Origin of the sequence: Aeromonas sp. DNP9 (assembly GCF_001728955.1) — a bacterium.
In the GTDB taxonomy this organism is placed as follows: Bacteria; Pseudomonadota; Gammaproteobacteria; order Enterobacterales; family Aeromonadaceae; genus Aeromonas; species Aeromonas veronii.
Map to the genome: position 1 here is coordinate 216,849 of NZ_LYSQ01000003.1, position 18,901 is coordinate 235,749.

At 57.8% G+C, this 18,901-nt stretch carries 19 protein-coding genes and 1 pseudogene; 7 read left to right on the plus strand and 13 right to left on the minus strand.

From position 1 onward, the window contains the following. Positions 1-74: 74 nt before the first annotated feature. From A9G06_RS03220 to A9G06_RS03230, 3 genes are all read right to left on the minus strand, one after another. Positions 75-614: a hypothetical protein gene (locus A9G06_RS03220; protein ID WP_069554248.1), complete on the minus strand. Its 540-nt coding sequence runs from the start codon at positions 612-614 to the stop codon at positions 75-77. Between the two features lie 18 nt (positions 615-632). Continuing rightward, complete coding sequence (locus A9G06_RS03225; protein ID WP_069554249.1) at positions 633-1,592, minus strand: alpha/beta hydrolase; 960 nt, start codon at positions 1,590-1,592, stop codon at positions 633-635. 390 nt (positions 1,593-1,982) lie between these two features. Beyond that, positions 1,983-3,113: an agmatine/peptidylarginine deiminase gene (locus A9G06_RS03230; protein WP_069554250.1), complete on the minus strand. Its 1,131-nt coding sequence runs from the start codon at positions 3,111-3,113 to the stop codon at positions 1,983-1,985. A 155-nt stretch (positions 3,114-3,268) separates the two neighbouring features. Between A9G06_RS03230 and A9G06_RS03235 the strand changes: the two are divergent. Both A9G06_RS03235 and dhaR read left to right on the plus strand, forming a co-directional pair. Next, positions 3,269-4,169, plus strand: a pseudogene (locus A9G06_RS03235) (LysR family transcriptional regulator). Positions 4,170-4,242: 73 nt separating this feature from the next. Next, positions 4,243-6,144, plus strand: a complete 1,902-nt coding sequence (dhaR, locus tag A9G06_RS03240; protein ID WP_069554265.1) for a dihydroxyacetone kinase operon transcriptional regulator DhaR — start codon at positions 4,243-4,245, stop codon at positions 6,142-6,144. A gap of 89 nt (positions 6,145-6,233) precedes the next feature. Here dhaR and A9G06_RS03245 read toward each other — a convergent pair whose 3' ends face one another. The 8 genes from A9G06_RS03245 to A9G06_RS03280 all read right to left on the minus strand — a co-directional run bounded on the left by A9G06_RS03245 (position 6,234) and on the right by A9G06_RS03280 (position 13,938). Next, the gene (locus A9G06_RS03245) at positions 6,234-7,316 is read right to left on the minus strand and encodes a glycerol dehydrogenase (RefSeq protein WP_069554251.1); all 1,083 of its coding nucleotides are present in this window, start codon (positions 7,314-7,316) and stop codon (positions 6,234-6,236) included. A 151-nt stretch (positions 7,317-7,467) separates the two neighbouring features. Further along, positions 7,468-8,184, minus strand: coding sequence for a dihydroxyacetone kinase phosphoryl donor subunit DhaM (dhaM, locus tag A9G06_RS03250; RefSeq protein ID WP_069554252.1), 717 nt, complete (start codon positions 8,182-8,184; stop codon positions 7,468-7,470). A 1-nt stretch (position 8,185) separates the two neighbouring features. Next, a complete protein-coding gene (gene dhaL / locus A9G06_RS03255) occupies positions 8,186-8,815 on the minus strand; it encodes a dihydroxyacetone kinase subunit DhaL (protein WP_021231630.1) in 630 nt (209 codons plus the stop codon). 9 nt (positions 8,816-8,824) lie between these two features. Continuing rightward, positions 8,825-9,895: a dihydroxyacetone kinase subunit DhaK gene (gene dhaK, locus A9G06_RS03260; RefSeq protein WP_069554253.1), complete on the minus strand. Its 1,071-nt coding sequence runs from the start codon at positions 9,893-9,895 to the stop codon at positions 8,825-8,827. 238 nt (positions 9,896-10,133) lie between these two features. Further along, a complete protein-coding gene (locus tag A9G06_RS03265; protein ID WP_069554254.1) occupies positions 10,134-11,492 on the minus strand; it encodes an NCS2 family permease in 1,359 nt (452 codons plus the stop codon). A 305-nt stretch (positions 11,493-11,797) separates the two neighbouring features. Continuing rightward, positions 11,798-12,010 carry an RNA chaperone/antiterminator CspA gene (gene cspA, locus A9G06_RS03270; protein WP_005316548.1) on the minus strand — a complete coding sequence of 71 codons (213 nt, stop codon included), beginning with the start codon at positions 12,008-12,010 and terminating at the stop codon, positions 11,798-11,800. A gap of 594 nt (positions 12,011-12,604) precedes the next feature. Further along, positions 12,605-12,889: a DUF3811 domain-containing protein gene (gene yjbD / locus A9G06_RS03275; RefSeq protein WP_005340165.1), complete on the minus strand. Its 285-nt coding sequence runs from the start codon at positions 12,887-12,889 to the stop codon at positions 12,605-12,607. A 146-nt stretch (positions 12,890-13,035) separates the two neighbouring features. Beyond that, positions 13,036-13,938, minus strand: coding sequence for a cation diffusion facilitator family transporter (locus A9G06_RS03280; protein WP_069554255.1), 903 nt, complete (start codon positions 13,936-13,938; stop codon positions 13,036-13,038). Between the two features lie 461 nt (positions 13,939-14,399). Between A9G06_RS03280 and A9G06_RS22460 the strand changes: the two genes are divergently transcribed. Next, on the plus strand, positions 14,400-14,525 hold the full coding sequence (locus A9G06_RS22460) for a hypothetical protein (protein WP_019445191.1): 126 nt from the start codon (positions 14,400-14,402) through the stop codon (positions 14,523-14,525). Positions 14,526-14,597: 72 nt separating this feature from the next. Here the strand turns inward: A9G06_RS22460 and A9G06_RS03285 are convergent, their stop codons facing one another. Both A9G06_RS03285 and A9G06_RS03290 read right to left on the minus strand, forming a co-directional pair. Next, on the minus strand, positions 14,598-15,341 hold the full coding sequence (locus tag A9G06_RS03285; RefSeq protein WP_069554256.1) for an ABC transporter substrate-binding protein: 744 nt from the start codon (positions 15,339-15,341) through the stop codon (positions 14,598-14,600). 149 nt (positions 15,342-15,490) lie between these two features. Then, positions 15,491-16,078, minus strand: a complete 588-nt coding sequence (locus A9G06_RS03290; protein WP_005340181.1) for a single-stranded DNA-binding protein — start codon at positions 16,076-16,078, stop codon at positions 15,491-15,493. Between the two features lie 426 nt (positions 16,079-16,504). Between A9G06_RS03290 and A9G06_RS03295 the strand changes: the two genes are divergently transcribed. From A9G06_RS03295 to A9G06_RS03310, 4 genes are read left to right on the plus strand one after another with little or no spacing between them, the layout of a single operon-like run. Then, the gene (locus A9G06_RS03295; RefSeq protein WP_042063492.1) at positions 16,505-17,152 is read left to right on the plus strand and encodes a LuxR C-terminal-related transcriptional regulator; all 648 of its coding nucleotides are present in this window, start codon (positions 16,505-16,507) and stop codon (positions 17,150-17,152) included. Then, on the plus strand, positions 17,152-17,595 hold the full coding sequence (locus A9G06_RS03300; RefSeq protein WP_069554257.1) for a curli production assembly/transport protein CsgE: 444 nt from the start codon (positions 17,152-17,154) through the stop codon (positions 17,593-17,595). Before A9G06_RS03295 ends, A9G06_RS03300 begins: the two co-directional genes overlap by 1 nt. Before the next feature lie 11 nt (positions 17,596-17,606). Then, the gene (locus A9G06_RS03305; protein WP_042063493.1) at positions 17,607-18,008 is read left to right on the plus strand and encodes a curli assembly protein CsgF; all 402 of its coding nucleotides are present in this window, start codon (positions 17,607-17,609) and stop codon (positions 18,006-18,008) included. A gap of 7 nt (positions 18,009-18,015) precedes the next feature. Further along, positions 18,016-18,855 carry a CsgG/HfaB family protein gene (locus A9G06_RS03310; RefSeq protein ID WP_069554258.1) on the plus strand — a complete coding sequence of 280 codons (840 nt, stop codon included), beginning with the start codon at positions 18,016-18,018 and terminating at the stop codon, positions 18,853-18,855. Positions 18,856-18,901: the final 46 nt, after the last annotated feature.

Consider the following 18,901-nt stretch of genomic DNA (forward strand, 5'->3'; position numbering starts at 1 on the left):
TGATAGCATTAGGAAGGTTGATTCAGGGTTATGTCGCGGCAAAAGAGGATACCCAATTATCTGTGCTGATTAGGCTACATCTTGCTTAGACATGTGGGCATCCTAATTTCAGCTTTGGTTATGGGATTGGATGCCGCTTTTGAGCTCTTATCGTGCCATGTTACGAATATTGCGGCTAGGATTACTGTTGTAGCAAGTGTATGAAATAAAGCTACTTTCCATGGCATTATTGTTTCGATGACAAGTTGTTTTCCAACTACCCCACTGTTTTCCGCCACGACTTTTACTGCACATCCGAATTTATAAAGTTCTTTTTGAGAAAGAATAATAGCCGCTTGATTTGCGACTGCAAATAATAGATAGCTTCCAGCGATAAGACAATATGTTTCAGCGCTCCATTGGTCCTTATTGCTGCCAATGGTATAACCAAGAACTGCAACGGAGATCATCTGAAAATATGTCCAAATCTTATGAATACTATCACTTTGCTTTTGATATATATCAAATGCTTCCTTTAGTGTTAAATCCGGCACAATTAATCCCCCACGCGATGTAATATATAATTGCTTAACATGGATGTTAGGGATGTCAAAAGTAACAATGATTTTTGACATCCCTTTCGCATGTATATATCACTCTACTCTAAATGCGTTAATACGTTGATCAAAAATAAGACCTGGTGTTTCTTCTGCCTTCAACCCGCTAAAAGCACGTGCAAAAAAATCTTTAACAACATTGTTTGTATCTTGTCCCCAAATCTGGTGTGTGTTACCCATGCCAGGACTCTCAGTAAAGTCGAAATATACTGCATTTTTCGATGTCAGGTTTTTAGCGGTTCTTCCAAGTCTATCTTTCTGAAAGTTGGCATCAGACCAACCAAGTATCTTGTCATTCTCGTTAATCGTAATGTAAACCCTTTTCCCAGCTTGGATTTTATCTACCCAACTCTCGTGCCCCTCATTGTCGCAATCTGCTTGGCAAATAATTACGTTAGAGAACATTCGTGTTTCATTATCATACAGCGAACCCTCAACATAACTTTGAAACAAAAAATTTCCCATGCTGTACGTCATCAAATTGAGTGTAACATTACATGACAAGAGGGCATCTCGATTGAATGGCATTTGAACGTACTGCGCCAATTTCTCAAAGGATGAATCCATTGCACCGGTAGAAGTTCTGGCGATACGTTTTACGTTCTTATATTCTTTTATTGGGAAGCCACCTGTGTTTGATGGCCATGACAATAATATTACCTCTAGGTTATATCTTTCCTGGAGCTTCCATGCTTGTTCAAGTGTCTCATCAAAGGGCTTGTTAAAGCCATGAACATAAAAAAGGCAATTGCGATTGTTCTCTTTGCATCTATGCAGCACTTCTTGGAACTGGATGCGGCTCGGCAAGTTTTCACTTGTGAGGATTTTAGGCTCCATCACCAAAGTCAAAGACCAAATACCATTCAATTTTGTGGCATTAGCGAGACGAACTTCATTCGGACCGTTAGCATTTAACTCTTCACCAAATGAATTTTCATTTCCAATGCCTGTCTTCAGGAAATTCCTTTCAATGTTCCGATTCGTAATTACAAGCATAATTTTATCCCCAGTAAAATATATCGGGTCTAACAGTAGTTAGAGAGAAGGTAATACTAACCCGTCAATATAACCATCCATGTAACTCAGAATCATCCAGATAACCGCCATGAAAAGGTGACTTTGAATCACATTATTACTATCTCTGATACTGAACGTATTCATGCAACGTCCTCCTTTGACATTTTTATCGTTGATTAAAAGTAGATTACAGGTTCTACAATGGATAGCGTCGCCCAACCTTGTTTGCGTGAATATGCTTGGAGTGTGATCGGGATAACGCAATATATTGCGTAGTTAGCCAAGATACGGGGCTGGGGGTTAGTAATTGGCGTGGATAAATAACCCGGGGCGTGGCAACGCCCCGGGTTATCAGTGGGTAGGGGAAGGTCAGGCTGGCTGGTGCAGGGTGATGCAGTGAATGCCGCCACCACCGGCGGCGACCGGATCGATATTGATCTGCACGATGTCGCGGCCGGGGTAGAGGCGTGCCAGCAGCTCGTGGCAGTAGCTGTCGGCGGCCTTGTCGCCAAACTCGGGGGCGATCACCGCGCCATTGATCGGCAGATAGTTGATATAACCGGCGGCGAAGTCGCGGCTGCGGCTAAAGCGGTTGTCCCGCACATCGAGCGGGGGCGGCAGCACATGCAGCTCCAGCTTGTTGCCGTCGGCATCGGTGGCCTGCTTGAGGATGGCCATATGCTGGCGGGTCACCTCGTAGTCGTGGGACTCAGGGTCGTTGTCCATATTGACCACCACCACCCCGGGGCGGACAAAGCGGGCGTAGAAGTCGACGTGGGCATCGGTAATGTCCTTGCCCTTGATGCCCGGTAGCCAGATGATTTTGCGCAGCCCCAGATTGGCTTTCAGCTCCGCCTCCAGTTGCGCCTTGCTCACCCCCGGATTGCGGTTGCTGTTGAGCCAGCAGCTCTCGGTCATGATGGCGGTGCCGTTGCCATCCACCTCGATGCCGCCCCCCTCGCCAGTCAGCTTGCTCTGCAGATAGTGGGCATCCGCCTGCTTGCTGACCAGTTCGGCTACCCCCGCATCCTGTTCGTGCTCCTGCTTGTCGCCCCAGCCGTTGAAGTTGAAATCCACCAGCCCCAGCTCCCCTTCGCCGTTCTGGACGAAGACCCCGCCGGTATCGCGCAGCCAGATATCGTCCAGCTCGGCGACGATAAAGCGGGTGTTCTGCTCGCCACAGAGCTGGCGGGCCAGCGCCTCCTCCTCTTCGCGGCAGAGCACACTCACCTTGGTGTAAGGGGTCATGGCTTTAACCAGCCGCCCTATGGTCGCCTGCACCTCTTTGTAGTCGCGGCCCCAGATATCGGCACTGGCAGCAAAGGCGACCCAGACCTGCGCCTGAGGGCCAGCCTCATCGGGCATATGGAACGGTTCGCCGCTGGCAGCATCCTCATCGGCATTGCCGCTGGCCGCGTGGACCTTGCCCGGCAGATTGCCGAGCCCGGCCAGCACGCCAATGGCCGCCAGCTGTTTCAATACGTTGCGTCGGGATGGCATGAAAAACTCCTTGGATAAGCGCGTTCTTTGCTGTCGCTGAATGACCGGAAGTGACAAGCGCTGTTAATCGAATTGCGTTGAGTAATAGACTATCTGTGGCTGTGGCTGCGAACAAACGATCAATTTTCCGTAAAAGTGATAAGTGGAGCTAATCAATGGTGTTCAAGCAGTGGCCCCCGCTCAACGTGCTGCGGGGCTTTGAGGCGGCGGCCAGACTCGGCAGTTTTCATCAGGCGGCGCAGGAGCTGCACCTGACCCAGTCCGCCATCAGCCAGCAGATCCGCTCGCTGGAGGAGCTGCTCGGCCAGCCGCTGTTTCACCGGCAGGGGCGTTCGGTCGTGCTGACCGATGCGGGGCAGGATCTGCTGGAGACCACCCAGAGCGTGCTGTTGCAGCTGGCGATGGGGATCCAGCGGCTGGAGCAGCACCGCAAACCGAACCAGCTGGTGCTCAACACCAGCACCGCCATCGCTCGCCACTGGCTGCTACCGCGACTGGGGGAGTTTCATCGCCTGCATCCCGACATCGATCTCTGGCTGTTTACCAGCGATGAAGAGCCCGATATGGCGGAGCAGACCGTTGATCTCGCCCTGCGCTGGGATCTCGGGCCGCAGGCCGAGTGTCGCCATCAGCACCTACTGGCGGATCGCTTGCTGCCGGTGGCCACCGCAACCGTGCTGTCCCGACCCGCGGGGGAGCGCACCACCCTGCACGGCGAGCGAGAACTGGATTGGCATCACTGGACGCTGAGGGGGGGGAGAGGATCTGCATCTGCAGACCCGTGGGCTCAACTTCTCCGATCCCGGCCTGCTGCTGGAGGCCGCCAGCGCCGGACTCGGTGTGGCGCTGGTGAGCGAACTGCTTTCCCGTCCCGCTCGTCAGCAGGGGCTGCTGTTGCCGCTCTCCACCCGTCGGGTCAAGGGGCCGCAGTGGGATCTGCTGGTGCATCAGGATAGCGAGGGGATGCCGGAGTGCCGTGCCTTCTGTCACTGGCTCGGCCAGCAATTTGCCGACGGTGAAGCCGAGCGGGAGGAGGACGGGCTTGCCACCCTCTGAGGCAGGTCACTGAATCGGGTGCGCTGGCGTGGTTAAATGGTCGGCTCACATCTTGCCGGATATTGCTGTGACCATGCCATCTGACCTTCAGCCGCTGCTCGCTTGGCCCGACTATCTGCAGGCATCCTGGCTGCGCTGCGCCCACCAGACCAGTGCCACCCTCTGGCATCCGCCTCACAGCGCCAAGGGGCAGACCTTGCAGAGCTTGCGCCAGCGCAAGCGCGACCTGCTCACCACTGGCGAGATGGCCCTCGAAGATCTCTACGAATTTATGGAGGGGCGCCCCTGCGCCCTGCTGCTCACCGACGAGAGCGGCTGCCTGCTGGCCCAAACCGGCCACCCGGATACCCTGCACGAGCTGGCGGTGCTGGGGTTTGGCCCCGGCGCCTTTTTCAGCGAGGGGCGCATCGGCACCAATGCCATCAATCTGGCGGCGCTGGAGGGGGTGCCGCTCTGCGTCAGCGGCCCTCAGCACTTCAACCAGACCCTCCACCCCTGGCACAGCTGCGCCAGCCCGGTCTACAACAGCAATGGTCGTCAGGTCGCCATCATTGCGTTGATCTGCAAGGTGGAGGAGGCGAGCGCCGGCGATCTGGCGCTCACCGTCAGCGCCGGGCGCGAGCTGGCCCATCTGCTGCAGATGGAGACCCTGATGCAGGAGTCCCAGCACCACCTGAGCGAACTTTACGCCCTGCTCGATGGCATGGATGACGGCGTGCTGGCCTGGGATCCGCAGGGGCGGCTGCGCTACCTCAACGCGCTGGCGGCCCAACGGCTGCGGCTCGATCCGGCGCTCTGTCTCGGCCAACCGCTGGAGCAGCATCTGCTGCTGCCCCAGCGGTTGCAGCTGGCCATCAGGGGGCAGACGCCGCTCAGCCATGTGGAGGTGACGCTGGAGCGGCTCGGCGCGCAGGAGGGTGAGTTTATCAATGCGCTGGTGAGCCTCAAGCCGCTGCCGGGGCCGGAGGGGGTCAGCTTTATCGCCCTGCTGCACCCGGTCGATCGGCTGCGGGCCATTCACCAGCTGCGCCAGACGGTGCCCGAGCTGTCGGCGCTGGTGGGCGAATCGAGCGCCATGCGCAAGCTGCTGCGCTACGCCCGGCAGGCGGCCCAGAGTCAGGGGCCGATCCTGCTGCGCGGCGAGGAGGAGGTGGGTAAGGCCCAGCTGGCGGAGGCGATCCACTTTGGCAGCGAACGGGCCGCCGGGCCGCTTATTACCCTCAACTGCAAGGCGCTGCCGAGCGAGCGGATGGCGCTGGAGCTGATGGGCTCCGACGAGGCGGGGCAGGAGCGGGCGGGCAAGTTCGAGCTGGCCCACGGCGGCACGTTGGTACTGGAGCAGGTGGAGTGTCTATCTGCCCCCATGCAGGCGGCGCTGCTGCAACTGCTCAAGACCGGCCGCATCCAGCGCTTCGATTCGGCCCGAATCCTGCCGCTTAAGGTGCGGATCATCGCCACCAGCAGCGCCCCGCTGGAGCAGCTGGTGCAGGAGGGGCTGTTTGGCCGCCAGCTGCTCTATGCCTTGCAGGCGTGCGAGCTGTGGCTGCCGGGATTGCGGGAGCGCGCGGCGGATCTGTCGGGCCTGATCAGCCAGCAGTTGGCGGCGCAGGGACGCGAGCCGGTGCGCCAGTTCAGTCCGGCGGCCCTCGACTGTCTGCTCGCCTATCCCTGGCCCGGTAATCTGGGGGAGCTGCGCAGCGCCGTCGAGCATGCGCTGCTTCATGCCGGTCAGGGGCCGATCCCGCCCGAGGCGCTGCCCGCTGCCATTCGCCACGGCTATCAGCGGGTGGCCGACGAGGTGGTGGGGCAGCCGCTGCTCACGCTGGCGGAGCTGGAGCGGCAAGCCATCTTGCGCTGCGCCCATGCCTGCAAGGGGCAGGTGAGCCAGATGGCCCAACATCTTGGCATCAGCCGCACCACCCTGTGGCGGCGGCTCAAGCTGCTCGAGATCGATCCCGCCGACTATCACGGCTGATGGTGAGCCGTCGCCAAGAGGCCCGCAGAAAACGAAACGGCCCCGCAGTTGCGGGGCCGTGTTATATGGCAGAGTCAGTCGTGGCGTGGTTACAGCCCCAGCTGATGGGCGGTGACGATGGCCGCCAGCACATCTTCGGCCGTGACCTTGAACGGCATATTGTGGATGGTCTCGCCCTCGGCGGTAGAGGCTTTGGCCACCTCCATCAGGCGCGCCATATCCAGCTCCTTGACCCCCATCATATGCAGGTTGGTCGGCAGGCCCACCGAGCGGCAGAAACCCAGAACGGTTTCGATCTCCGCCATCGGCGCGTTCTCCAGCACCAACTGCACCAGGGTGCCGAACGCCACTTTCTCACCGTGGTAGAGGTGGTGACACTCGGCCAGCTGAGTCAGGCCGTTGTGGATGGCGTGGGCGGCGGCCAGTCCGCTGCTCTCGAAGCCGATTCCGCTCAAATAGGTGTTGGCCTCGATGATGTTCTCCACCGCCTTGGTGCAGAGCCCCTGTTCCACCGCCAGCTTGGCCTTGTAGCCATCGGCCAGCAGGGTCTTGTAGCAGAGCTCGGCGATGGCCTGCGCCGCCAGAGTCGAGGCGCCCCCGGCCATGGTCTGGCAACCGGAGACCTTGTTGGCGCGCGCCTCGAAGTAGGTGGAGAGCGCATCCCCCATGCCGGAGACCAGCAGCCGCACCGGCGCACGGGAGACCACGCCGGTATCCATGATGACCATGTTGGGGTTGGTCGGGATCATCAGGTATTCGCTGAACTGCCCTTGTGGGGTGTAGATGACCGCCAGCGCGCTGGTGGGGGCATCGGTGGAGGCGATGGTGGGCACTATGACCACCGGCACCTTCTGATAGAAAGCGACCGACTTGGCGGTATCCAGCGTTTTGCCGCCGCCGATGCCGATGATGACGTCAAACGGGGTCTGCTTGCAGCGGGCCAGCAGACGGTCGATCTCGGGGCGAGAGCACTCGCCGTTGAAGCAGTCGAACTCCGGTTTGATACCGGCGCCGTGGAAGCTGGTGGCCACGGTATCGCCCACCAGCTTGGTGACGAAGGCGTCGGCCAGAATAAGCGGCTTGCTGCCGAGCGCTTTGACGTAGTTGCCGATATTGGCGAGGGCCCCGTTGCCTTGCACGTATTTGCTGGGGCTGATGATGATGCGGTCCATATTCTATCCCTCTCTCTAGTTCATAAGACTTCTTTTGAAACTAACAGGGGCGAAGGGGCGGCGGTGCCGGGGACTCCTTCGTCTTTTACTTGCACAACAGTGGCGCAGCGGCTGGCCGATAAGGTCGCTGCCGCGCCTTCAAACAGGCAGCTCAGTCGCCGAAACGCTCGGCGGCCAGCTGCTGGAAGCAGGCCAGGGCGGCGTTGGCATCCTCCCCGCGCGCCAGCAGGGTGAGCGCATCGCCCTGACGCACGTTGAGCATGGCGAGCCGGGTCAGGCTGCGGGGATTGGTCTCTTTATCCCCCTTTTGCAGCTTGAGTTCGGCGGCAAAGGGCTTGAGGGCAGCCACCAGTCGGGCGGCGGGGCGCACATGCAAGCCATGGGGATTATCCACCACCACCTCGCAGCGCAGCCAGCCGTCGTCCGCAACGGGGGCTGTCTCGGTGGCGGCCTGCGCCGCGCTGGCAGGCAGCATCGCCTGCTTCGGGCCAAGGGCACCGAGCGCCTCGGCGGCCACCTCGTCCAGCGTCAGGCCGGAACCGGCCGCCACCACGGCGGCCAGAGTACCCTCGACCAGCGGGGCGGGGCAGAGCCGCACCCTCGCGCTCAGCTCCGGGGGCAGCAGTTCGAGGGCGGTTTCGGCACTCAGGAGGGCGCTGCCCAAGTCCATCAGCACCAGCACGCCGCTGCCGTCATCCGCTTCTTCAATCGCACTCATCACCGCTATGGCATCGGTACCGATGGGGTGGTCGGGGTCATCGACCCCGGCCGCCAGCAGCAATCGGGCCGGGCTGCCGAGCTGGTCGGCCAGCGCTTTCAAACCGGCCGCCAGCATGGCGCTGTGAGAGACAACTACGATTCCGATCATGTCACAACCTCGCTCTGTCACGCAGGGCGGTCAGCAGCAGCAGGGTCGAGGTGGCCCCGGCATCCTGATGGCCGATGCTGCGCTCGCCAAGATAGCTGGCGCGACCCTTGCGAGCCTGCATCTGGATGGTGGCCTCGGTACCGGCTGCGGCGGCTGCCACCGCCTTGTCCAGCGCTTCATTGAGCGGCAGCTCTTGCTGCTGCGCCTGTTGCAGGGCGGCCAGTGCCGGCCACCAGGCATCGCACATGGTCTTGTCGCCCGGCTCGGCACGGCCGCGCGAGACGATCCCCTCGACGCCATCGCTGAGCATTTTGCACAGCTGACTGAGGCTCAGGCTCTGGCAGGCGTCGCTGCTGGCCGCGGCCCGGATAAAGAAGGTGCCGTAGAGCGGTCCGCTGGCGCCGCCGACCGAGGAGAGCAACGTCATGCCGGTGGTTTTCAGCACCTGACCGATATCCTTGTCCGCCACTGCGGGCAGCTTCTCGGCCACCTTGGCGAAGCCGCGCTGCATGTTGAGGCCGTGGTCGCCGTCGCCGATATCGGTATCCAGCGCGGTGAGGTAGTCACGCTGCTCGGTGAAGATATGTTCGCAGTCGAGCAGCCAGTTGACGATGTGATGCTTGCTTAACATGGGTTCTCCTTAGCAGCCGCGACGCAGGGCGGGGGTGTGAACGGGGGCATCCCACAGGGTCATCAGTTCATCATCCACCTTGAGCAGGGTGATGGAGATGCCGGTCATGTCGAGGGAGGTGCAGTAGGGGCCAATCAGGTTGCGCACCAGATGGATGCCAGCCTCTTCGCACAGGGTGGCGAGGCGACCATAGACGCCATAAAGCTCGGAGATGGGGGTGCCGCCGAGGCTATTGACCAGTGCGATAACCCTATCGCCCTTGTTGAGCGGTTCGATAAAGGTGTGCTCTTCCTGCCAGCTGCCGGAGGCTCTGTCCCAGTGACGCAGGGGGCGGCCATAGGGGGTGTTGTCAGCAAGCTCCTTGAACATGTCATCCACCAGGGTATTGAGGTCGGTGAAGGGGCGGCGTTCGATGCCCGGCTCGCCGTGAATGCCCACGCCGAACTCCATCTCGTTGTCCGCTAGGGTGAAGGAGGGCTTGCCAGCAGCAGGCACGGTGCAGGCGTGGGTGGCAACGCCGATGGTGCGGCTCTGGTTGTTGATGCGGCGGGCCAGCGCCTCGCAGCGGGTCAGGTCATAGCCCGCTTCGGCAGCGGCCCCCACCAGTTTTTCGCACAGAACGGTCGTGGCAACGCCACGGCGACCGGCGGTATAGAGGCTGTCTTTGACCGCCACGTCGTCATCGATCAGCGAGAAGCCGACCTTGACGCCATCGCCGTGTAGCAGCTCGACCGCGGTTTCGAAGTTGAGCACATCGCCGGTGTAGTTCTTCACCAGAAACAGCACGCCCGCGCCGCCATCAACGGCCTGACCGCACTCGTACATCTGATCCGGGGTCGGGGAGGTAAAAATCTCGCCGGGACAGGCGCCATCCAGCATTCCTTTACCCACCAGACCGCCGTGCATCGGCTCGTGGCCGCTGCCACCGCCGGAGACCAGCGCCACCTTGCCCATCACGGGGGAGTCGGCGCGGGTAATGTAGTGGGGTTCTATACGGACCTTGAGCTCGGGGTGGGCGGCTGCCATCCCCATCAGTTGTTCACGGACCACGGCATCGACGGCATTGATCAGTTTCTTCATGGCTCACTCCTTGGCTCGCCACCGCTCGGGTGGGCAAATGGTTGATGGAGCCAGTCTAACGACAGAAAAAGGGATAAAAATGACGGGCGTTTTGGTTCGGATTTGAAACAGCAGAAGGGGGATGGGTGTTTCAATCTGAAACGGCGCAAGGCAAGCGAGCGGGAAACTGTTAGCTGACTCACAGCTATGAAAAAGGGCCCCGCAGGGCCCTTGGCTATAACCGGAATATGCGAATGGATTAGATGGCCCAGCCACCGGCGTAGAAGACCACCAGCGCCAGGGCGATGATGACGGTGCCGATGTTCAGCTTCTTCCACTCGGCAGCGAAGATGCGGCCAACGACCAGCGCCACGAAGCCCAGCATGATGCCGGTCACGATGTTGCAGGTCAGTACGATGAAGACGGCGCACAGCATGCCGGAGAGCGCATCGACCGAGTCGCTGAAGTCCAGCTTGGTGACGTTGCCCAGCATCAGCAGACCGACGTACATCAGGGCCGGTGCGGTAGCGTAAGCCGGTACCAGATAGCTCAGCGGGGAGAGGAAGATCATCAGCAGGAACAGCACGCCGACCAGCGCGGCGGTCAGACCGGTCTTGCCGCCGGCCGCGGTGCCTGCGGCAGATTCGATGTAGACGGCTGCCGGAGCACCACCGACGGCGCCTGCCACCATGCTGCTGACGGAGTCGGCAGTCAGGGCCTTGCCGCCGCTGATGATGTGGCCACGTTCGTTGATGAGGCCCGCCTGACCGGCCACGGCACGGATGGTGCCGGTGGCGTCAAACACGGCGGTCATCACCAGTGCCAGTACGGTCGGAATGACCACCGGATTGAGGGCGCCCAGCAGATCCATGCTGCCCACCAGCGAGCCCTTCTCGCCAGTCAGGCTCGGCATGGCGAAGAAGCCCTGCCAGGTCACTTTCGGGTCGAAAATAAGGCCAAGGATGGAGATGGCGATAATCACCATCAGGATGCCGCCCGGCACCTTGCGGCGCTCCAGACCGAAGATGGCAGCCAGACCCAACACCGTCATGATGACCGGGAAGGAGGTTACTTCACCCAGTTGCACCGGCAGACCGGCCCCTTCGTTCTTAATCACCATGCCGACGCCGTTGGTGGCGATCAGCAGCAGGAACAGACCGATGCCGATGCCGGTACCGTGGGCGATGCCGGAGGGGAGGTTGTCCAGGATCCACTGGCGCACGCCGGTGACGCTGATCAGGGTAAACAGCACACCCATCAGGAAGATGGCGCCCAGCGCGACCGGAATGCTCAGTCCCTGACCCAGTACCAGACTGAATGCGGTAAAGGCGGTGAGGGAGATGGCGCAACCGATAGCCATCGGCAGCTTGGCCCACAGGCCCATCAGCAGGGAGCCGAAGGCGGCGATCAAACAGGTGGCCACAAACACCGGGCCCTGCTCAAAGCCGGCAGCGCCCAGCATGTTCGGCACCACTATGATGCTGTAGACCATCGCCAGGAAGGTGGTCAGCCCCGCGACCAGCTCCTGACGCACGCTGCTGCCGCGCGCAGAAATGGAAAAATAAGAGTCCAGAAAGCCGCCAGTCCCTGTTTGGGCGGCCATATCTTGCTTTGCCATAACTAATCCTGAAAGTGTGAAGGAAATCGTTTGCGTTGGTGGCGCGCAAAATAGCAAGAATTCGCGGCAAATACAGCGGATAACCTGACTTTTTCGTCACTATTTTACATTTTGAGTCCATTCGGAGCTCACTCTAAGACTCAAGCGGTGAGAGCGTGTAAGGGAGGGAGCAAGCTGTCGGGCGAGGGGAGATCAGTGAGGAAAAAGCGGGGAAAAACAAAAAACCCGCCGAAGCGGGTTTTTTTAAATTCTTGCAGAGCTGTCAGCAGTTGGCATGAGCCATCAGCAGCATGCTCCGGCTTGAATTACAGACCAACTACGTTGGCAGCAGCCGGGCCTTTCTGGCCTTGCTCGATGGTGAACTCAACGCGCTGACCTTCGTCCAGGGTTTTGAAGCTGGTGGACTGGATAGCGGAGAAGTGTACGAACACGTCTTTGCTGCCGTCAGCCGGGGAGATGAAACCAAAACCTTTCTCAGCGTTGAAGAACTTAACGGTACCAGTCATTTTGTTAGACATAATAATTTCCTTAAATAGTGTTGATGCCACCTAAATGGCAATTTTTGATTTTTCGTCAGCAATACGTATGGGGAGCACTAAAGAAGGAGAATTATTTGATAAGAATTATCCGAGGATAACGCTTATGCTAATCACTGCTTTACTAAAATGACTGCCTAACATAATCAGGTCTGAACTGCCGAACCATCGAGAAAGATTAAAACACGCTCTCATTTTTAAAGCAAACTTTATCTCGATATTAATGTTTTGTAACAGCCAAAAATATCATTTTTTTATAGTAAACATGATGCATTTCAACGGCATAGAAAAATCAGTGCAGACTCATATCACCCTGTGGCAAGCCGGATTCGGCTTTTTTGTCCTGACTATGTAGCCAGTTCTGGCAAAAATATGAGAAAAAATGAAAAGCTGGCGATAGATGGGGATTGTCAGTTGGCGTTTTCTCTAACTCACAATGTAAATCACGTATTTGCTGCTGCGATTAGCTTCTGAGCGGCAAATCAATGGCAGCGCCAAATCTGGCGCATCGAGCATCGCCCAGACATGCAAACGCCCGCTGGCACCAAGTGCCAGCGGGCGTTTTGCAAGAAGGGATCAGCGCTTGCTGCGAAACTTGTTGCTGACCGAATCAATCCAGCTGAAGGTTTCCGGCAGTACCTGGTTCTTGGCACGCTCTTTGGCTTTCTCGCGAGCCAGCTTGGAGGCAGCCTTGGCTGCTTCGGCGCGGTCGGCCACAATTTTCAGGCGACCCTCTTCGCGGATCTTGTTCCGCTCTCCGTTGGTCAGCTGGTGGTCTGCATTGGCTTGTGCCTTTTGCAATAACAAGGCTATCTCGGCTTTTTCGGCCTCGGTCAGATCTTTCATTTCCAGCTTTTTCACGGCGCGCTCCTGCGGCAGGGTGGTTAGACACCCTAACACAGTTGTGCCGATCACTTCTTATGCAATCGGCTTTCCGGCAGTAAAAATGCGGGTTTGTGCCAACTTTCCGTTATTTCGCTGCCACTTTCCCGCCTGTTTGCCACATTTCAATTTATGGCGAGCGGTGAGGGCATCTCTTGCTCCTCCGGCTCGACGTGGATAAGCACTATGGCGTGGGGCAGTTGCTCCATGATGGCGTGTTCGATGCGATCACAGATATCGTGGGCTTCACCGATGCTCATCTCCGGGGGCAGTGTGAGATGGAAGTCGATATGGCGGCGACGACCGGCACGACGGCTGCGCAGATCGTGAAAACCGCTGGCGGCAGGGCAGCATTCGGTGATGATGCGGCTGGTCATCGCCAGCTCTTCCGGGCTCATGCTCTGGTCGATCAGCGGCTGGAAGGCCTCGTTGAGCATGCTGATCGCCTCTCTGACAATAAAGATGGCGACCGCAATGGCGACCAGCGGGTCGAGGATGGCGAGTGAATGGCCGAACAGACCGGCCAGCCAGATCCCGCCAAGACCGACGGCGACACCGGCTGAAGTGAGCACATCCGCCTTGAGATGAAGCGCATCGGCAGCCAGGGCGACCGACTCCTCCTCTCGGGCCACCTTGTAGAGGTAGGCCGAGACGCCGCTGTTGACCAGCGCCGAGATCACCATCACCAGCACGCCCCAGCCAATGCTTTCAATCGGGCTGGGGGTGATCAGCTTGTCGACGGCTTCGAAGATGATCCAGCCCGCGGCCAGCAAGATAAGCAGTGCTTCGATGACACCGGAGACATTTTCAATCTTGTCGTGACCATAGGGGTGGCGCTCATCGGGCGGGAGATCGGACTTTTTCACCGCGAACAGGGCGATCAGGGCCGCTACCAGATCCATGGCGGAGTGGATCGCCTCCGAGATGATACTGACCGAGCCGCTGGCGAAACCGGCCACCATTTTCATGATGATCAGACTGATATTGGAGCAGACCGACACCATGGCGGCTCTGGTTTTTCTGTTCATGTCACAGCTTCCTGAATAAAAAAGGATATTTCGGTGCGGCGCGCATTATATCCGGCTGACCGGAAATAACCTATTCGGTGTTGTAACCTGATGCTTCCGATGATATTGCGAATGCTTATTAAAATGGTGACCTCTTGCGCGGCAATAAATAATGAGAGGGATTTATATTTATCCGTGAAAATATCTAGGTAACGATGGCTTAATATAAGCGTGACAACATTTAATAATGCGAATTACTCTTTTTTGGTCTTTCCTGTCGAGGTCGTTTGGCTTCCCCGCTCAAGGGGCTGCACGCGACATCTTTTGGACGAGAATGAGGCTGGATCCGGATGCCGCTGGAGGGTATGCTGGGTCTGGTGATGGTCTTGCACCATCCCACCAAGCGTACTGAAGTTGATGATTCGGATGGCATGCTGGCTCCCATGAGGAACCAACTGTCTGGGTAACATTTTTGGAGTTTGATGATGAGTAACAAAGAACATCACAACGGCAAAGATGCCAAGAAAAAACCGCAGATGTCACTGAAAGAGAAACGCGAAGCCAAACGTCAGAAAGCAGAACTGAAAAATGGCAGCGCAATGAAGTAACGCTCCCCTACTGCTGTTCCTTCGGAGCCAGTACAAAGCCAGCCCTTACCGGCTGGCTTTTATGTTTGTGGCTCACGGCGTGGCGCCGTAAGCCGCGAAAATCTGGTGATAACGACCATCCTGATGCATCGCCTCAAGGCGCTTATTAAACAGATTGCGGGCATCGGCCGTTCGGAAGGCAAAGTGATAGACGGTGGGCGGGAAGAGGTCTGCTTGCCTGACCTGATTGCGCTCGTAGTGCTCGCCTGCCTGGGCGGTGGCAATCAGCTGGTCGAGGTAGTAGTAGAACACCCGCTCCTCCAGTACGACTGCATCGACCCTGCCGCGCATTAGCTGATGTACCTGCACCTGCTGCTTGGCTACCTCCTCATAGTGGGGATTCTGGTTGGCCATGGTGGCGAACGCGCCCCCCAGAATGATCCTTGCCCGTTGAAAGGCGGTGACCCGTTTTGAATGCAGGTCGTCCAGAGTACTGATGTGGGTGCTGCGCAGGGTGAAGATCCGGTTATGGAAGGTGATAACGGGCTGGGTCAGAACGTGAGGATCAACCATACCGGGTCTGACGTTGATGATGGCATCCAGCTTTCCTGACTCGAACAGGCGGAAGGTACGCTCCAGCGGCAGAAATTCAAAGCTGGGCTCATAGCCGCTGCCAGCGAACGCCTCTTTCAGCAGATCCAGCTCGATGCCACGATTCTCGCCTTCGATGACATAAGGGGGGATAGCAAAGCTGACCCCGACCTTGAGTGGCGTTGCCTGCAACTGGCCGGAGAGCAAGCTGGTCAGCATTAGCAAAAGAGGGGTGAGCAGTTTCATTGCTCTTTTCACAAAGCGCTCCTGTGGAGGATATCCATCACTGTAGGGGAGGCAACCAAAAAGCGTTATATCCCTTTCGGGCTGAGAGGTTCAGCCTGAGTGCATAAAAAAAGACCCTGAGTTATCAGGGCCTTTTCAATATTCTGTTCTTAGAACGGGATATCGTCGTCGAAATCCATCGGCGGCTCGTTATATACCGGCGGCGCAGATTGCGGCTGCTGGGCAGGACGGCCATAACCGCCTTGCGGCTGCATGTTCTGCTGCGGAGCCGGTGCCGGGCGCTGCTGATTCATCGGCTGCTGGGCAGGCATGCTCTGCTGTGGTTGACCCCAGTTACCCTGGGATTGGCCACCCATGTTCTGGCCCATACCCTGACCGCCTTGCGGACGGCCACCCAGCATCTGCATCACGCCAGTGAAGCTGTCGACCAGCACTTCAGTGGTGTAGCGCTCCTGGCCGCTCTGATCCTGCCATTTGCGGGTTTGCAGTTTGCCTTCCACATAGACCTGGGAGCCCTTCTTCAGGTACTCGCCAGCCACTTCGGCCAGCTTGCCCATGAAAACGACACGATGCCATTCGGTACGCTCTTTCTGCTCACCGGTCTGCTTGTCGCGCCAGGTTTCGGAGGTAGCCAGAGTAATGTTGGTCACAGCACCGCCACTCGGCATGTAGCGTACTTCCGGGTCTTGCCCGAGGTTACCGATCAGAATGACTTTATTGATGCCTCGACTGGCCATAATCTCTCTTCCACCTTATTTACCGGCCAGGTCGAAACCTGGTCCAACACGACTAGATACCTGATTAGTTGCTGTGTGCGGGGCGCAATGTCCCGCAGACGCATGTGACGGTCATAGTAACAGTTGCGAAGCGGATTGGCAGCATCCTTAACCGGCTTGATGTGCCAAAGGTAACTGTTGGCTCCTGCTGTAGTGATGGTCGGGTTGCAGCTGTTTCCGGCGCGTCAGGCATCACATTTCTGCCATATATTCCTGTTATGCTGGCCGATTGGCGAATTGGAACAGGTTTTTAAATCGACTAAAAACATATGGTTACGATATTTATGAGATCCATTCTCATACTTTTTTAATATTGTGCTCCCATACCTCCTTGGTAGACTCAGTCGGCCAGATTAGGTGGTTTACAGGTTCAAGGAAGAGCACACAATGAAAGCCGCATGCCCGATCGCACTGGTCACTGAAAATAATGTGCAGGCCAGCACATTTGCTGCATACCTCATCTCTCATTTGAGCCGTCCCGTCCAGCTAATCCACGAGATTAATCAGCTAGATAACCAGTGTGACGGCACGCTGTTTCTCATCGATCTCGACTATATCCGCTCCGGCCAGTCACTGGGCTGGAACCGGGCGATCTCCGAACGCTTTGGCATGGCGACCACTGTGCTGCTCAATGCTCCCACTGCGACGGATCGCGACCTGCTGCTGATGTGGCCGCAGATCTGCGGTCTGTTTTTCCGTCAGGATCCGCTCGACAGACTGGTTGCCGGGTTGCAGAAAATCCTGTTGGGCGAGTACTGGATGCCGCGCCACCTGCTGTGCGAGCTGGTCGAATACTATCGCCAGGGCAACAGTTATCTGCTGCGTAACGACACTCTGCTGACCGCCAGAGAGCAGGAGATCATCCGTTATCTGATGACGGGCGCATCCAATGTCGAGATCGCCGACAGCCTGTTTGTCAGCGAGCACACCGTCAAATCCCACCTCTATAACGTCTTTAAAAAGCTGAATGTGAAGAACCGGATCCAGGCGGTGAGCTGGGCCAAAGAGTATCTCGATGTATCGGATTCCCACTGATGAAAGCGCTCTCTCTGGCGTGCTGCCTCACGCTGCTCTGGGGCTGCACGACCGTTGTAGCGGCCGATGCCGATGCACCGCTGGAGTCGGTACAGCCGGAGCAGGAGAGTGATCGGCTAGATGTGGATGGTTTGGTGCTGGATCGCACTTTTACCCGCTTCGGTCAGGGCTTTTATAACGAATTTACCCGGTTGCGCAGTGATGAAGACCCGGATGCCAGAGAAAATCTGACGATTCATGAGCGCCCGACAGCCCGCTGGGGCAGCCTGATCTGGATCACCCATAACCGGAAGGTGATTTTTAAAACCGCGCTCTCTCCCGGCCGCAATCAGCAGGAGCAGAGCGCCAAACTGGCTTGGTCACAGGTCAGGCAGACCCTCGAACAGCAGAAGATCGCGACCCTGTTCATGGATACCTTCGATTTGGAACATGATGAACTATAAGGATATTTTTCATGCGTGCCCGGTTATGGCTAGTTGCAGCACTGATAGCGCCAGCGCTCCATGCGTCGGAGCTTGTCTATCGCCCCGTCAACCCCAGCTTTGGGGGTAACCCTCTCAACAGCAGTCATCTGCTTGGCACCGCCAATGCGCAGAATGATTACAAGGATCCCGCCAGTGGCAGCGGTAGCAGCGGCACCTCGGCGCTGGATCGCCTGACCTCCAACCTGCAATCCCGCCTGATCAGCCAGCTGCTGGCCGATATCGGCAAGGATGGCAGCCAGAGCGGCAGTCTGGTGACCGATGATTTTGCCATCAATGTGGTGGATGAAGATGGCACCCTGGTGGTTTCGATCACCGACCGGGTGACCAACCAGACCACCATGATCGAAGTGAATGGCCTGATTGCCGACTGAGGGCGCGATGAAACGACAACTGTTATTGATAGTGCCCCTGCTTGCGCTGGCTGGCTGTGCGACCCATATCGGCTCACCCGTTGCTGATGAGAAGGCAACCCTGATGCCGCGATCCGTCTCTTACAAGGAGCTGATCAGTCTGCCCAAGCCAAAAGGGAAAATTGTCGCGGCCGTCTACGATTTTCGCGATCAGACCGGTCAGTACCTGCCTGCACCGGCGTCCAACTTCTCCACGGCGGTCACCCAGGGTGGGGTCGCCATGCTGAGTACGGCTTTGTGGGATTCCCAATGGTTTGTACCGCTGGAGCGGGAAGGGCTGCAGAACCTGCTGACCGAACGCAAGATTGTGCGTGCGGCCCAGAACAAGCCCAACGTTCCCGGCAACAATGCCAATCAACTGCCCTCGCTGGTCGCCGCCAACATCCTGATCGAGGGGGGGATCGTCGCCTATGACAGCAATGTGCGAACCGGTGGGGCGGGAGCCAAGTATTTTGGTATCGGTGCCAGCGGGGAGTATCGGGTCGATCAGGTAACGGTCAATCTGCGTGCCGTTGATATCCGTTCTGGCCGGATCCTGAACAGTGTCACCACCTCCAAGACAGTGCTGTCGCAACAGGTGCAGGCCGGGGTATTCCGCTTCGTCGAGTACAAGCGCCTGCTGGAGGCCGAGGCCGGTTTCAGCACCAATGAGCCGGTACAGATGTGTGTCATGTCGGCTATCGAGTCCGGGGTGATCCGGCTGATTGCCAATGGCGTGCGTGACAATCTGTGGCAACTGGCCGACCAGCGGGATATCGAAAATCCGATCCTGCAGGAGTACCTGCAAGACAATGCCCCGCTACTTTGAGTTTTCCCGCTCCTGCAATGCCCTCCCTGGTGGAGGGCATTTTTTT